At 40.7% G+C, this 13,451-nt stretch carries 13 protein-coding genes, 1 tRNA gene and 1 pseudogene; 3 read left to right on the top strand and 12 right to left on the bottom strand.

Annotated features, from left to right (window positions below; all coding sequences use genetic code 11):
* Positions 1-27: 27 nt before the first annotated feature.
* Together BKL49_RS05270 and BKL49_RS05265 are read left to right on the top strand one after the other, a co-directional pair.
* On the top strand, positions 28-267 hold the full coding sequence (locus BKL49_RS05270; RefSeq protein WP_077423569.1) for a hypothetical protein: 240 nt from the start codon (positions 28-30) through the stop codon (positions 265-267).
* Positions 267-1,136, top strand: a complete 870-nt coding sequence (locus BKL49_RS05265) for a hypothetical protein (protein ID WP_077423568.1) — start codon at positions 267-269, stop codon at positions 1,134-1,136. The genes BKL49_RS05270 and BKL49_RS05265 overlap by 1 nt, the downstream gene beginning before the upstream one ends.
* A gap of 120 nt (positions 1,137-1,256) precedes the next feature.
* Here BKL49_RS05265 and BKL49_RS05260 read toward each other — a convergent pair whose 3' ends face one another.
* Both BKL49_RS05260 and BKL49_RS12890 read right to left on the bottom strand, forming a co-directional pair.
* Positions 1,257-1,454: a YnbE family lipoprotein gene (locus tag BKL49_RS05260; RefSeq protein ID WP_077423567.1), complete on the bottom strand. Its 198-nt coding sequence runs from the start codon at positions 1,452-1,454 to the stop codon at positions 1,257-1,259.
* A pseudogene (locus tag BKL49_RS12890) lies at positions 1,438-3,980 on the bottom strand (YdbH family protein); the annotation flags it as partial. The gene BKL49_RS05260 and the pseudogene BKL49_RS12890, both read right to left, overlap by 17 nt.
* 118 nt (positions 3,981-4,098) lie before the next feature.
* Between BKL49_RS12890 and BKL49_RS05250 the strand changes: the two are divergent.
* A tRNA-Lys gene (locus BKL49_RS05250) sits at positions 4,099-4,174 on the top strand.
* A gap of 614 nt (positions 4,175-4,788) precedes the next feature.
* Here the strand turns inward: BKL49_RS05250 and BKL49_RS05245 are convergent.
* The 10 genes from BKL49_RS05245 to BKL49_RS05200 form a co-directional block, all read right to left on the bottom strand.
* The gene (locus tag BKL49_RS05245) at positions 4,789-5,049 is read right to left on the bottom strand and encodes a DinI-like family protein (RefSeq protein WP_077423566.1); all 261 of its coding nucleotides are present in this window, start codon (positions 5,047-5,049) and stop codon (positions 4,789-4,791) included.
* Positions 5,050-5,138: 89 nt separating this feature from the next.
* Positions 5,139-6,737: a hypothetical protein gene (locus BKL49_RS05240; RefSeq protein WP_077423565.1), complete on the bottom strand. Its 1,599-nt coding sequence runs from the start codon at positions 6,735-6,737 to the stop codon at positions 5,139-5,141.
* On the bottom strand, positions 6,737-7,366 hold the full coding sequence (locus BKL49_RS05235; RefSeq protein ID WP_077423564.1) for a baseplate complex protein: 630 nt from the start codon (positions 7,364-7,366) through the stop codon (positions 6,737-6,739). The genes BKL49_RS05240 and BKL49_RS05235 overlap by 1 nt, the downstream gene beginning before the upstream one ends.
* Entirely contained in the window at positions 7,359-8,120 is a 762-nt protein-coding gene (locus BKL49_RS05230) for a hypothetical protein (protein WP_077423563.1), read from the bottom strand. The genes BKL49_RS05235 and BKL49_RS05230 overlap by 8 nt, the downstream gene beginning before the upstream one ends.
* Positions 8,121-8,134: 14 nt before the next feature.
* On the bottom strand, positions 8,135-8,410 hold the full coding sequence (locus BKL49_RS05225; RefSeq protein WP_077423562.1) for a DNA helicase UvrD: 276 nt from the start codon (positions 8,408-8,410) through the stop codon (positions 8,135-8,137).
* Positions 8,403-9,035, bottom strand: a complete 633-nt coding sequence (locus BKL49_RS05220; protein ID WP_077423561.1) for a DUF4376 domain-containing protein — start codon at positions 9,033-9,035, stop codon at positions 8,403-8,405. Before BKL49_RS05220 ends, BKL49_RS05225 begins: the two co-directional genes overlap by 8 nt.
* A gap of 12 nt (positions 9,036-9,047) precedes the next feature.
* Positions 9,048-11,390 (bottom strand): phage tail-collar fiber domain-containing protein, encoded by a 2,343-nt coding sequence (locus tag BKL49_RS12660; RefSeq protein WP_244151959.1) that lies wholly within the window; start codon positions 11,388-11,390, stop codon positions 9,048-9,050.
* A gap of 28 nt (positions 11,391-11,418) precedes the next feature.
* On the bottom strand, positions 11,419-11,943 hold the full coding sequence (locus tag BKL49_RS05210; RefSeq protein WP_077423560.1) for a phage tail protein: 525 nt from the start codon (positions 11,941-11,943) through the stop codon (positions 11,419-11,421).
* Between the two features lie 9 nt (positions 11,944-11,952).
* Positions 11,953-13,122, bottom strand: a complete 1,170-nt coding sequence (locus BKL49_RS05205; RefSeq protein WP_077423559.1) for a baseplate J/gp47 family protein — start codon at positions 13,120-13,122, stop codon at positions 11,953-11,955.
* Positions 13,115-13,450, bottom strand: coding sequence for a DUF2590 family protein (locus tag BKL49_RS05200; protein WP_077423558.1), 336 nt, complete (start codon positions 13,448-13,450; stop codon positions 13,115-13,117). Before BKL49_RS05200 ends, BKL49_RS05205 begins: the two co-directional genes overlap by 8 nt.
* Position 13,451: the final 1 nt, after the last annotated feature.

Here is a 13,451-nt window from a genome sequence, read left to right as displayed (position 1 = left end):
AAAACGTGATCGGTAGGGACGCCACGCTTGGCATTTTTCTCTAAAGAACACAATGGTGATGCGCTTCTTTATCATTCCAAGGAAAAACTGTTTCGGGGTTATAAATCTATTAAGATTGTGGAGATACAAAGTGCCCCTAAACCCGGTGTTGATATTTTTGTAGTTAAGGTAAAATACCCGAAATTAGGCGAAAAAAACGATATCTTCTGGCAAAAGCAGCGTGCCGATTATTTTGAGGGTGAAATTACCTTAGAGGGCAAATACTAATGAATGTAAAAAACTACATGCCAGATATGGTTTCACGCAATGTGAAATCCTTGGGTAATGGAGTGATTGAAATTACACGTTATAACTTAAGCTATTTTAAAGCGATATTAGTCTGGCCTTGGTTTATTATTGTAACCGTTATAACTCTTAATGATATTATGTCAGAAACAGGTATGTATAACGATATTCAATGGGCTATTTCTGTGGATTGGGCTTTAGAGGATACTTGGCAACTAGTCAGTGGAGGAATGGAAGTGTCAGGAACACCAATAACTCCAGAAGCCTATTTAGATTTTAAAATGAGAATGCTAAATAAACACCCTGATGCAATCTACTACGGCTGGTTCTATATCTTATTCCCAATTTTCTGGTTTATTTTACTTTGCCTGCCCAATGCCCGCCCGGTGCGTATTGACGCTAAACGCCGTCTGATTTATTTTCAATGGTGGGGTAGATTTTATATTAAACAATACCCCGAAAGTTTAAAGCAGAACGAACAGCGTTTAATTTACTTTCTGCAAACCGATTTTCATTCCTCTTGGATGAATCGGGATGCCATGAGCTGCCTGATTATGGATATTCCTTATGAAAATCCCGCTTGCCATAAAAAAGCCTCCCCGGCTCTCGGCGCTTACCGCCCCGTGTGTGAATATCAAAGTTATCGCCTACGCGATTTCATTGTGGATTATTTAACAAGCCCTCATCCCGATAAAGAATTTGCTCACTATTTCAACAAAGAAAAAACCATTTGGCAGGATTATTTTGGTTGGTTCTACCGCTTCAGCCTCTTCCCGACTCTAAGCTACAACGAAAAGAAAACTGAAGCGAAAATCCAAGCGTGGCTTGAAAAATATGGCGATGGGCAATAAAAAACGCATTAAAATTTGACCGCACTTTGGGGTAAAGACCGTATAGTAAAAACAAGAAAACGTGATCGGTAGGGACGCCACGCTTGGCGTCCTTAATATTAACCCATTAAAATTATTTTTTTACTTTCCTTCCCCACTTATTGCTTTCGCTTTTTCATCCATTGTCACCTTGATATTGTGATCCACCACTACATTCATATTAATGGTGATCCCTTCCTTGGGGGTATCCAGTTGAATGGTGGGGGTGCAGGCGGTGAGCAGGTTAAGAGCAAAGAAGCCGGTGAAAAAGTGCGGTCGGTTTTTAAGGTGTTTTTTCATAATCTAACTGCTTATAAAGTTGATATTGTAAATTTTGTTCAAATTGCGCACCGTAATCAATCATATCCCATAATTCAAAGATATTTTCTTGGTGCGAATAGTTCAGCGTAATAGGGTGGTGGGTTGGTTTATCCACATTAATGCCTTTAATCTGCGCCTGTAAGTGCATTTTGCCATCCGGCAGCAGGGTAAGACCGGCGGAAGAATCTTCGAGTTCCATTTCTTTTAAGAGATCAATCAGAATCCGTTCGGTCATCCCCCCTGCTTTCAATCCTTGAGCGACCTCATCATTCAGTCTAATACGCATTTTGCCTGTTTGGGTGAGGCTACCTTGACAAATTAAGCAGGCATTATGATTCAACCAAAAAGGCAACGTTGCGTTGATACGGCCGTTTAAATGAACCTGATTGTACTGTGCCATTGCCAGCGTTCAAGATCAATATTGCTAAATTTGAGTGTTGCCATTTCACGTTGCGGAAAATTTAATTTGTCGATAGTCAATTCTCCGTTAAATAAGCCAATTTTGGCGTGGCTTAGTGTGAGCGGTTTTTTGGCTGAATTTGGGTAAGTGCCGTATAAATTGAATTCGCCATTACTCAGCAATAATGCGCCTTTTCTCAGATTACGAACGGACACTTTAATAGGATGAGTGCGTTTATTTTGTAATGCATTGTTTTGATAATGAAGGGGAAAATCAATGCTTAACTTTTCAATTTCACCATCCGGAAAAAAAATATCTGCGCTGTTCAAAGAAAGGTTTCCTTGCATTGCAATGCCTTTTTCATTGATGGTGAAATCCGTTGCGCCTTTAATTTTGCCTCGATGAATCAACCAATTCCATTGTTGTGGAAAGAGGGATTGGAACACCTTTGCCGATTGTTCTTTCCAACTTATTTTTCCTTTTAAGGCTTGATTTTCATAGCGGGCAAGCAAATCAATCGGCCCGAGTGTGCCGGCTTTGAGATCGCCTGCAATGTTAAAGCCTTCAATGCCTTCACCGTCCAATCCTACACCTAAAATGGGTTTGCTGAAATATCCGCCGTAAGCAAATTTAATCCAATCGGTTTTGGCTTGTATTAAGCCACGGATATGTGATTTTTCATAGTTCCAACGTAGCCGATCTTTTAACTCAATGGAAAGCGGTGCCATACTAATACCGTCGGTTTGAATGTTATCCGAGGAGGCGTTTAATTGATTCAGTTCAATATGATCCGTCTGCCAAAAGCCAATCCCTTTTAGGCGGACAGGGGTTTTTAAGGCATTCCAACGGGCGTTTCCCTCAATCGTCCAGTCCCAACGGTTTTGTGCATTGCGTTCTGCATTACGTAATTTTTGTTGCGGATCACGGAGCTGAAAAACGGTTTTTATCCCTGCAATAAATTCATTGGCAAGCCCGTCAAGTTTTAAATTAATGTCGGAAAATTGCGGCGTAAACCCTTGTAATGATGCCTGCAATCTTCCATTCAAACCATATTTGCCGATTTGTACCTCATCAAGGGGCAGGCGAACACGAATATTGGTATCTGCTTGTTGGTTATCCATTTTGAAAATTGAACCGGCTTGAAACAGAAGATGCGGATCGGCAAATGTGCCACCTAATTGATAACTCAAGTTGGTTTGTGCCACCGTATTGTAATAGCGTAAATCCCCACGGGTTTTTAAGTCGAAATGAATTTGATCCAAATTCTCGCCGCCGCCAATTTTTCCGTCTTTACCGGAAATCACAATCTCGCCTTTGCCTTTTTCACCAAAGGTTTGCAAAATCACATTCAAATCAATATCGAAAGGCAACCAGCCTTGTTTTGGCGTGCGTAAGGATAAACCTAAAAACCCTTTCATTGGTTGGTAGCCATCAAACGTCCAATAAAAATTGCCCCAAGTAATTTCCAATCCGTCTTGGGTAAATACAAAGGGAACATCCAATAAAGGGGAATGACGACTAAGATCTTGGGCTTTTATCACGCCATTTTCCCCTTGCCAAGAAAGGGTTGCTTCCCCTTTATTGACGGAAAAATCAGGAAGTTGCCAAGTTAGCGTGGCTTTTCCCTCAGGCTGTGTTTGCAAAATTTCATCATTAAGCAAAGTCGAAAAAGTAAGGTGGTACTGTTGTTTTTCCTGTGGTTGATAATTCATTTCTCCCTGCCATTGAAAACCTTCTCCCATTGGCTGCAAAGTGGAATGATATTGCATGATGAGTTGATCGTTATCTTTGGCGGAAAACGCTAAATTGAATTGGTTATCTTGATAATTAGCCGTGCCGGAAAGATATGAATTTAGCACATTATGAAAAATAGGCGGCACAATGGTGTCGGCATTGCGTAACTTTATATGATGAAGCGTGAGTTCGGATTGTGGCAATGGCGCAAAAAGTGCGGTCAATTTCAGCGATGTTTTTTCATCGTGCGTAGGTAAGGATTGAATGCAGGCATAATCTACCATTGATTCCTCAACGCTTAAACGGCGATTAAACCAACCTTCAAGATGAATCTCTTTGAATTCGGCTAAGGTGCATTGTCCGCTTTTTAGGGCGGCATAAGGGATTTAAAATCCCTCGCCTTTCGAGGCGTGCCAGTTCAAGTCTGGCTTCGGGCACCATTTTACAAAATCTCAATTTTGTAAAAAACTCCTTTAAAATCCTATACTTGGGTCGTTAGCTCAGTCGGTAGAGCAGCGGACTTTTAATCCGTTGGTCGAAGGTTCGAATCCTTCACGACCCACCATTTAACCTAGACTGGCGATGAAGTGGCGGTTAAATTCTTTTAACGCTTTCTCTATTTTCTACAATTCATTCATTTGGTGGCGGTGATCGCCAGTTTGCCTAAACTGAAATAAAATTTTCTGAAAATTCCTACGTAAAATCAAAAAAATATTTATAAATCATAAAGTTGTATTATTTCGCCTGTTTTCTATGATCCTTTTTAAGTGTAAGACACTGTAAAAGCCTGTAATTTTTACAGTTAAGATCCCTATTCCGTTCTTTAAATGATCTCTTTTACTTCAAACAGTTAGCACTATTTACCTTATGAAATTTAACTGAAAAAATGAAAATTTTTAACGTAAATTCGGTGGGGGAGGAAGTGGATTTTACGTGGCGTGAGGTTTTACGTGAAAAATTTCCGTGGTTAGTAGTCAATTATCATCATTGAATAAATTTATTTGAGAAACAATAAGTTAAATTTTCCGTGGTGTGTTTTAGAAATAAAACAGGTGGCTATATCACAAGACTATTATGACAAGTTGGCATTTGCTAAAAATAGGGGCTGTTGCCAAAATAAAAAACGCCTGCCGGCATATACCAACAAGGCGTTTTCTTGGTTAATCTGCTTGGTTGTTTTTATTCATCTATTCCGTCAAGGAGTGAATCATCATTCCAAAGCTCCTCAAGATATGCTAAAAATTTTTCCTTATCGTCTTTATCAAAACCTGAAACATCAAATCCTTGTGAACTTGATGTTCTGATTCTGACATCAACATCCTTAAATTTTTCACCAATACGTTTTGGCAATACTTCTTCCAATTTTGCAATCATTTTTTGCTGTCTGGCTATTTTTTTGCTGTCCCGTTCTTTTGTAAAACGAATGTCTAGTTTTTTCATAGTTTTCCCTTTTGTTACTGTTTTTATAAACAGTATTTTAAGGGATAAAAAATCACTGTCAAGATATACAGTAATTTTTATATTAATGATTATTCAATGATTGGGGTTAGCTTACTTTTTATTTGTTGAGCTTTGGTGGATTGTGCTGAAAAGGTAGCTGCTTGATTTGGTGTCGGGCCGTTATGAGTATGAGTTGCCACTGCACTTGCCACTTCACCTAATAATTGGATCGTCTCTTCCAGTAATCTAAAAATATTTTGCCCTTCCGATCCCACATAGCTTAACGGTGCAACGATTTTATTTTTTTCATCAGAAACCCGTTGTGCTAATCCTACAATTTTTTCTTGCAATGTTCCGCCCGTTCCGATTGTTCGGTTGCTTGCGGTAGTATCTTCAATGCTCCCTAAAACACTTGTACTTTTATTGCCACCGATAGTTTGTGAGCTATCGGCATCAACTGTTTTTGTCGATGTGCCGATTTGTTTTACTTCACTGTCGGTTTCAATATGACGTTCAAAAGATTTATCAGTAATTTTCTGATCTGTTTCTCGAATTTTATTGCCGGCGGCATCGGTGCGTTCGTACACCTCAGGGCGTTGTTGTTTTAGTTGTTCACCCGGCGCAACGCTCGGCACGGTTTTTCCTTGTGCCAACATAGTGCGCACAAAGGGTTGATCGCTACGCCCATAGGCAAAACCAACTTCAACCATTGTGCCAACTTCGGGAAAGGCAAAATCACCGCCCTGTGATCCTGTACTTGTTACTGGTAAAGGCACAGCAGGATAAACCGGCACGCTTTTATCTTCGTTGCCATTTTCATCTAGTAATTGCAATTCTACGGCATATTTGGGACGAAACGGATCGGAAATATCACCACCGCTTGAAGGATCGGCAATACCTACTACTTTTGCATATTTTGGTAAGTGATACCCGCCCGCCAGTTCCGGGAAGGTTTTTTCAATTTGACGGCGTTCAGGGCTTTTTTGTTCCGGCTTACCGTCTTTGCCTAACGTTTCCCAAGAAAGTACATAATCATCGCCGTGTAATTCTACTTTTTGAATTTTATTGCCATTGATGATTGCCCCCGGTCGAATAGCAGCCGTAATAGGAATGGTCATATCGTTGCTGCCGCTTGTTAATGTCATCCCTTCATCAAACTCGATATTTTTTCCTGCCCACCGTGAATCTTTATGAGAACCCACAAAAAGCGAACCATCGGGCGATTGTTGCCACATATAATCAGCGATTTGATATTGTCGCCCAATATTGCTTAAAAGCTGATAACCACTGCCATTGTGAGTGAATAATGGAATTGGGGTATCGGCATAATCCGCTTGCGGTACTCTTACTGGAATTTGTGTTTGGCTTGTAATCCAGTCGCATAAATCACGCAAGGTGATATGGCGATGAGAGCAATTTAATGGTTTTTCAAATACCGCCACTTTTTCCCGAATAAACAATTTTTTATAGCCATTTTCCGCGCTTTGCTCCCGTTCAACGATGCCATCAAACCATTTGTAATAGTGATCGTATTCACCCATTTCAAATACGGCACTTTTACCCACGCAATCTTTATCAGTGAGTACGGTCACAAAACCCCGTCCGGTGTTATTTAGTTCTAAAATAATTTGTTCATCGGCAAGTTCTAATTCTTCACCATCAAGAAGAAAGGTTTTAATTACTTTCATTAGTCACCAATCGCATTATTAATTTTTGCCCAAACGCTATCATCTTTTTCTTGTTTGGTTTCGTCAGATTTACCCGAATTTTCAACCGCACTTTTATTTGTGTTTTGTGCGGTTGGGGCTTTTTCACTTTGAACTTTGGCTTTTGGTTTTTTCTTGCGTTGGTCTTTTTTCTCGGCAACGGAATTGACCTCTCGCAATGTGAAAGAAACCACCCAACCTAATTGCCCGTTTTGCTCCGTTGCGGTGACTTCACCACTAAATTGTACTTCACGCATATTTACCGCTTCGGCAACCGTGCAAGAAACTCGATATTTACTTTGCTCGCCCTTGCCGTCTTCCGATTCCGCAAGATTGAATAATTGGGTGAGCCATTCTTTGTGGTTGTAGGGGATAAAACCCGTCACACTTAATTCTTTCGCTTTTACACCTTTGTCGGATTTTTTCGTACTGGATTTTTGACCGCTCATATCTTTTTCTTCACGTTTTACGGAAACGGTCATCAAGATATTGTGCAAATAAATAGGCGTGCCGTTTAATGCAAGTTGAACACTGGGATTACGTTTCGGTACTGATGCGCCTTGATTTGTTTGTTGTGATTGACGTTGTGCAATAAGTGGTAGTCTAGGCATTTTGTAACATTCCTTTAATATGGGTTAAATCCGTGCCGATAAACATCACACAAGCGGTGAAGACATTGCCCGATGACGGCACGTTAATTTTGATTTTGCTTTCGACAATTTCGAGATAATCCGAAACCGAAAACGCATAGATATTCGCCGATGTGTTTAGCATTTTTTCGACTTTTTCTTTATTTTGTTTGTCCCTTTCTGCTTTTGCTTTTTTTAGTGCTTCAATGGCTGCCATAGGGTCTTTTGTTTGTACGGCAACGGCTGCGGCAGTGGCATTGCGTAAAATACCTTGCATTGTGCGGGCAGACCCCGGTGTAATATCTGCCCCATTTGAAAAAGCAGGATTTACCATTGTGGGTGTTTTCACCATTTTTGTGGTTTGTAAATCTTTGCTTGATTTCGCGTAATCCAATGCTTGTTTAAATGTTGGTTCGGGCAAAAGTTCGCGCACCTTTTCTAAGTCGGCAATAAATTGCTCGATATTGCTATTTGTCACCATAATGACGACAACATCCTGCACACCTTTTGGGCGGTTCGGATCAGCGTAATCCACTAACTTTGCCGCTAGTGCTTTCACTGCATTTTCGGGTGATAAATAGTGATTTGATTTTTCTTTGATCCCGTGCGACCAGTTATGCACGCCTAATTTCGTGCCACTGACAGATAAAGAAAAAGGGGAAATAATCCCCTTTTGTGCATTCTGTAATATTGTTTTAACCTGTGGGGATAATTTTAGTTTTTGTTGTTGCCACATAGTCAAACTGCCTTTTAATTTGTTTCAAAATCAGCCGGATATTGTTTGCGATTTAACTCGCTATGATATGCCGTTTCACAATGTGTTGAATCACGAAATAAACCATTAATGACACGATATAACACACGCCAACGTTTTTTGGGTTTTGGGTTTAATATGGCACGGCGATAGGTGCGGCTTGAAAGCGTTTCATCCGCGCCACCGCCAGTGAATGCGTTAAATAGTTGATCAATCGCAATCACAACGTTGTAGGCGTAATTTTTTAATTTCGTTTTAGTTGTTTTAGTCATTTTGTTGCTCCTGTAAAAAATCTTGATATGTTTTTGTCCAATCGGTTGAAAAATCATATTCAAACGGATTTTTGGCTTTCTCCATTGCCGCTTTATGCTTGAGGGCGTTGGCGTGATTGTGGGTTTTCGCCTCGAGTAATGCCTGCCAAATAGCAAGCAATTTGTCTTTCGTAAGCATTATTTGGCTATTGTCGGCACACGTCCACTCGATTGCAGGTATGCTATCGCCCATCAGGTCAAAGGTAGCTTTCACGCTCAACAAATTACGCTCTGCGGTTGCATCTGAATCAATCCATTTGTTTATTGCCTCAATCCATACACCGCCATTGATTTTTTCATCGCGTAAGGCGTTGATTTTTTCTCGTATTGTTTCGCGTTGTTCATCCAAAAGTGCGGTCAATTTATCCTTTGAAATAATCCACTTTTTACCGTCCCAATCATATTCAGCAGACGGGCGCGGCGGGGTCGCTTTGACTTTGCTGTCTGAAACATAAAGCACACAACCGGAATCACGTTTGGCGATAAGGTCGTCATATTCCGCCTCTGATACTGCAACTGCACTTTCAGGGATGTTGTGGATGCCTTCAACTAAAAAAGCATTAATGGTTTCGTCAAAAAAATACATAAATCCTCATTATTATCGTCCGATTGCCATATAAAAAGTTGTTCCCACGTCTCCCGTAGCATAAGAACTAAATCCGGTTCTTGATATATTTGCTACTCTAGTATCCCTTCCGCCCCCTGTTTTAGAATGCGAAACAACAAAACAGGTTGTTGGAAATGCGATTGGAAACGAAATATTTCCGGAGGTTGATTGTCCCCACTGAATAATTAAACCACTTGGTAACTTGCACCAGCCGTTTCCGGATAGGCTTTGGGTAAAATCCTCTAATAAGGCTACCGTGCCATTTTTTTCCGGTGTGAAAATTACATAGTGATTACTGCCTGACTGTCTATTGCGGCGAATGAAAGCAAAACGGTTACCATTGCTTTCGAACAACATTCGGTCATTATTAGTTGGTCTATCAATCCATAATCCGCCATAATTTCCGGCTGTTGCCTCAACATAAGCGCGGTTTGAGTAATGGATGCCGCCGAGTTCAGTGTTATCTATTTTTAACTCTAACCCGTTCCCACTTGGTTTCCAGCGCAGCTGAATATTGTTATTTGTCAGGCTTTTTATGTAGCTATTACTGCCCACAAATTGCGTATAATTATTTTGTAATGTATTCAGAGAGTTACCCGATCCGGTTATTACATCATTTGATGACCGAAAATCACCGTTATGCTCAAAATCCCAATGCTTTTCCGCGCCGTTATCTTCGATTAAATGGATAATTCCTCGACCAAAGCCATCACCGGAACCTTGTTTAGTGGTATAACCAAGGGAAAATGCTGTTCCATATTGACCTGCGGCGCGTACTTTGCCCTTAATAAACGGATGGTAAGTATCACGTGAAACAGACCCGTTTGCTTCAACTACAAATGGCGCATTGGTACTATATTGTGATGAATAACTACCGTGTCCATAATGATTTGTACCAATCGCACTTTCCGCTCGAAAAAGTGTACCGTCAAACCCAAAACGTTTTTTGCTTGTACCGTAAGCGATGTAACCCCGGGTTGGTGCACCTATACCTTGTAATCCAATCGTATTCCCAATATCTACATCAAGAAATTTTGCATCATCACCGACTTGTACACTGTTATTATTGCCGGCATCATTGACAATAATATGCGGGACGGTAAGTGTGCCGGTCATTGTGTCGCCTGATTTACTCACACGCCCATTGGCATTGTTGTTTGCATTATTTGCGGTATTCAGTGCTGTTACGCCTTTGTCAAAAGCTGTTTTTACTGCCGCTGAAGTCGCTACCGTCTCCGCCGAATTGCTGCCGACAGAGGAGGATTTTTTGCTGTTTGGGATGTAATTCCCAAGATTTTTCGTAACGGCATCAATTAATGCTTTTAATCCTTTAATGGCTTTTGGCGTTGCTGCCATTTCTTCGCTGTCAGAATCATAGCCCGAATAAAGTTTAGCGATCCCCCGCTTAACGAGACTTGCAATTGGCAGCTTATGAGTATGCCCCGTTTTATCCGCTTTATTTATGGTTGTATCGTCTAGATCTTTTGGGGTAATACCTAAAAATGGCGACAATAATCGGCGGTCGGTGACATTGCCTTGGCTGTCAATATCCGCCAAAATCTGTACGTAATGTTGGCGATTTGCTGTATCTATATAGTCGGCTTTTGATTGCGTGAGATATTTGATTTCTGTTTCATATGCCCCTGTTACGGTGCAATGATGCACTACGTCAGCATAAATCGAACAAGGCAAATTATTTGCGGTGAGATGATGAATTGCGTTCAAATTCATCCGCACACCTTCAACGTATCCCAACCCCGATTGAATAGTGAATTGATTGCCTGTTTTTCGTTTAACTAAAAATCCATCATCAAAAAAAACGGCGCGGCCATAAAGATCACGATTGGTTAAACGGATTTTTTCATCAAGCCCGTGTAGTCGAACCGTGAAATCAATTTGCCACGTTTCGGCAGACACATTAATGCCGGTTAAGGATTTTGCGCCGCTAAATTCCAAAAGAATATTGCGTGTAATACTGTTGCCTTGTATCGCATTTTTATTTCGTGTTTTTTTCACCGGTGCAGTTTGCACGGCAACAGCTAAAAGATTTTTGCTTTTATTGATTAAGCCGATAAAGTTAAAATCAAAATCGCCCACGTCTGTGCCAATGGTGACGGAATATACCACCGCATTTTCATTGATAACGCCTTTTTGTGAAATGGCTTGGCGGTGAACGATTTGTGCAGCTGCTGGCATTGTTAAATGTTGTGCAAGATTATTTGCATTTAAGCCCGGAATATTGGCAAAAATAAATTCATCAAACACAACTGTACCATTTGCGATAGTTTGCTCGGCAATGTAATGTTCAAACTGTGGCGTGATTAAACTTGCCATAAATTAAACCTCTTCTTGTTATTATTGGTTAATTCACTTTCACGTAAAAACTTTGGTAATCTTGGTTAAATTCGCCGTGGTAAATTGCCACGGTTTCTTTTGTGATTACTTCAAAAGTGTAGCGGCGACAAGTGCGGCCGTATTTACGAATGATTAAATTGAGTAATTCGGTTTTCTTTGCCAACTGTGAATCGCTCAAGCGAATTTTGATGACATCCCAGTTTTCTAAGTCAAAACGTTCTTCAATTTCTACATAGCCGATCCCTAATCGTTCAAAGATACGAATAAACCCCGCTTTACTGCCCGCATCTTTTGCATTCAAAAAGGCATATTTCACCCGTTTTCGGAATAATTCTAAGGGTTCACCCTCAAAACGTTCTATATCACGTTGATAGGCAATTAAATTTAAAATGCGCTCGCTACATTTTTCTTCATCTAAAATATTGAAAGGAAATTTGACCGCACTTAAAACATAATCCCACCATTTACCAAATAGCACGGCGATTTTGTTTAGTTCGCCTTTATCCATCCAAAAGGGTAATTTTATTTTCATTGTTTTCCCTTAACGTTGAATAGTGACATTTAATTGTCGGATGCGTGGGATCGTTAATTCGCTTTGAATATCTGCTTGCCCCCACACGATCGAGGCTATTTCGTTGATGCTGTCGTGGATTTCTTCCCCTAATTTCGACCAACTAAAACGGGTAAACGGGTAAGTTTTTGTCACCTTATAATTATTATTTTCACGAAATGCGCAACGGATCATATTTTCAACCTGTTGTAAAATTTCTTGTTTTCGTACCTCACCGACAAAAATTGACGGATGAAAATAAATGGAACAAGTTAAATTATGTTTTGTTTCCGGCATTGCAAAGCACAGTAAATCATCGCCGTGTCCGTGATTGTTTTCGTCTCGCACATAGTGATTGACTTTATCAATAAACGGCTGACTGGTTATGCCCGTGTCAAGTAATAAATATGCATTCGCCGTTGCAGGACCACGTGGCGCATCGTGTTTAAAATAAATTCTATCTATCGACAATCCGGCAACTTTGGCAATCATTCCTTTATAAACGCTGTCAATGTGGTGTTGTCCTACGCTTGAAAATTGGGTGCGATAGCGTTCGCGCAATTCATCATTGGTTTCACGATCTGCACCGGGTGAAGTCAGCCAATTTTCTAAATTTTCGACTGCACTTATACCGGAGATAGATTCCGGTAAAATACGGTAATAACCGGCGGCGAGGTTATAATTTGCACCTGCTTGTTCGGCAATCACGGGGACAGGGCCGCGTAATGCCCCTTTAGGGATCACCGTGTCTTGGGTCACCACAAGGCGGAAAATAACATCGTTAATGCGTTCGGTTTGTACAATCGTCCCTGCTTTGACGGTGAGTTCCGTTACATCACTTTCTTTGGTGAAATGGATTACTCCCTCGGCTTTGGTAGCCGGTTTAAAATCTAACCCCACCGCCCACGCTTGAATTTGTAACCAACTGTCTTTCGCGGTTTTAACAAATAAATTTGGCAAAATTTCCGTAATCAGGTGATCAGTTAACCATTTCACCGGTTTAACTGCGATCGCCGTGACCAAACGCCAAAATGGCGACATTCTTGACGTATTGGTGATTAAGCCTTCTTGAGCCGTTAAACGTTCAAATTCTTGTCGAATTTCCGTTTCTTCCGTTGGTAAGCCGCTTTCGGCTAGCATTTGTTTAAAATCTTCACTCATTGAGACGTAACTCCAATTCGTCTAATCGTCCAAATTCGTAAGTATCGGCAGTGATGAATAATTGCCCTAATTTTTCTTCAATAATGGATACCGTACCGGGGATCAACCGCACATCTTCTTCAACCAAAAGCACCATCTGCAAAATAATATCTCGGCGTAAAATGCGGGATCGCTCGGCAATTAATTGTGTGGCAAGCCCGCTTTCTAAAATGGCGTGCTTAATATCTTGCGCAATGGATATACGGTTATTACAAATAATGGGTTGATTGCCACTATCTAACGTAATGTCTTCACCGGTGATAAGCAGATCGAAATAAAGTTTTTCCATT

Source organism: Rodentibacter myodis (genome assembly GCF_001999305.1).
Lineage (GTDB): Bacteria > Pseudomonadota > Gammaproteobacteria > Enterobacterales > Pasteurellaceae > Rodentibacter > Rodentibacter myodis.
Note: the sequence above shows the minus strand (reverse complement) of the source record. Positions and strands in the feature narration are given on the sequence as shown.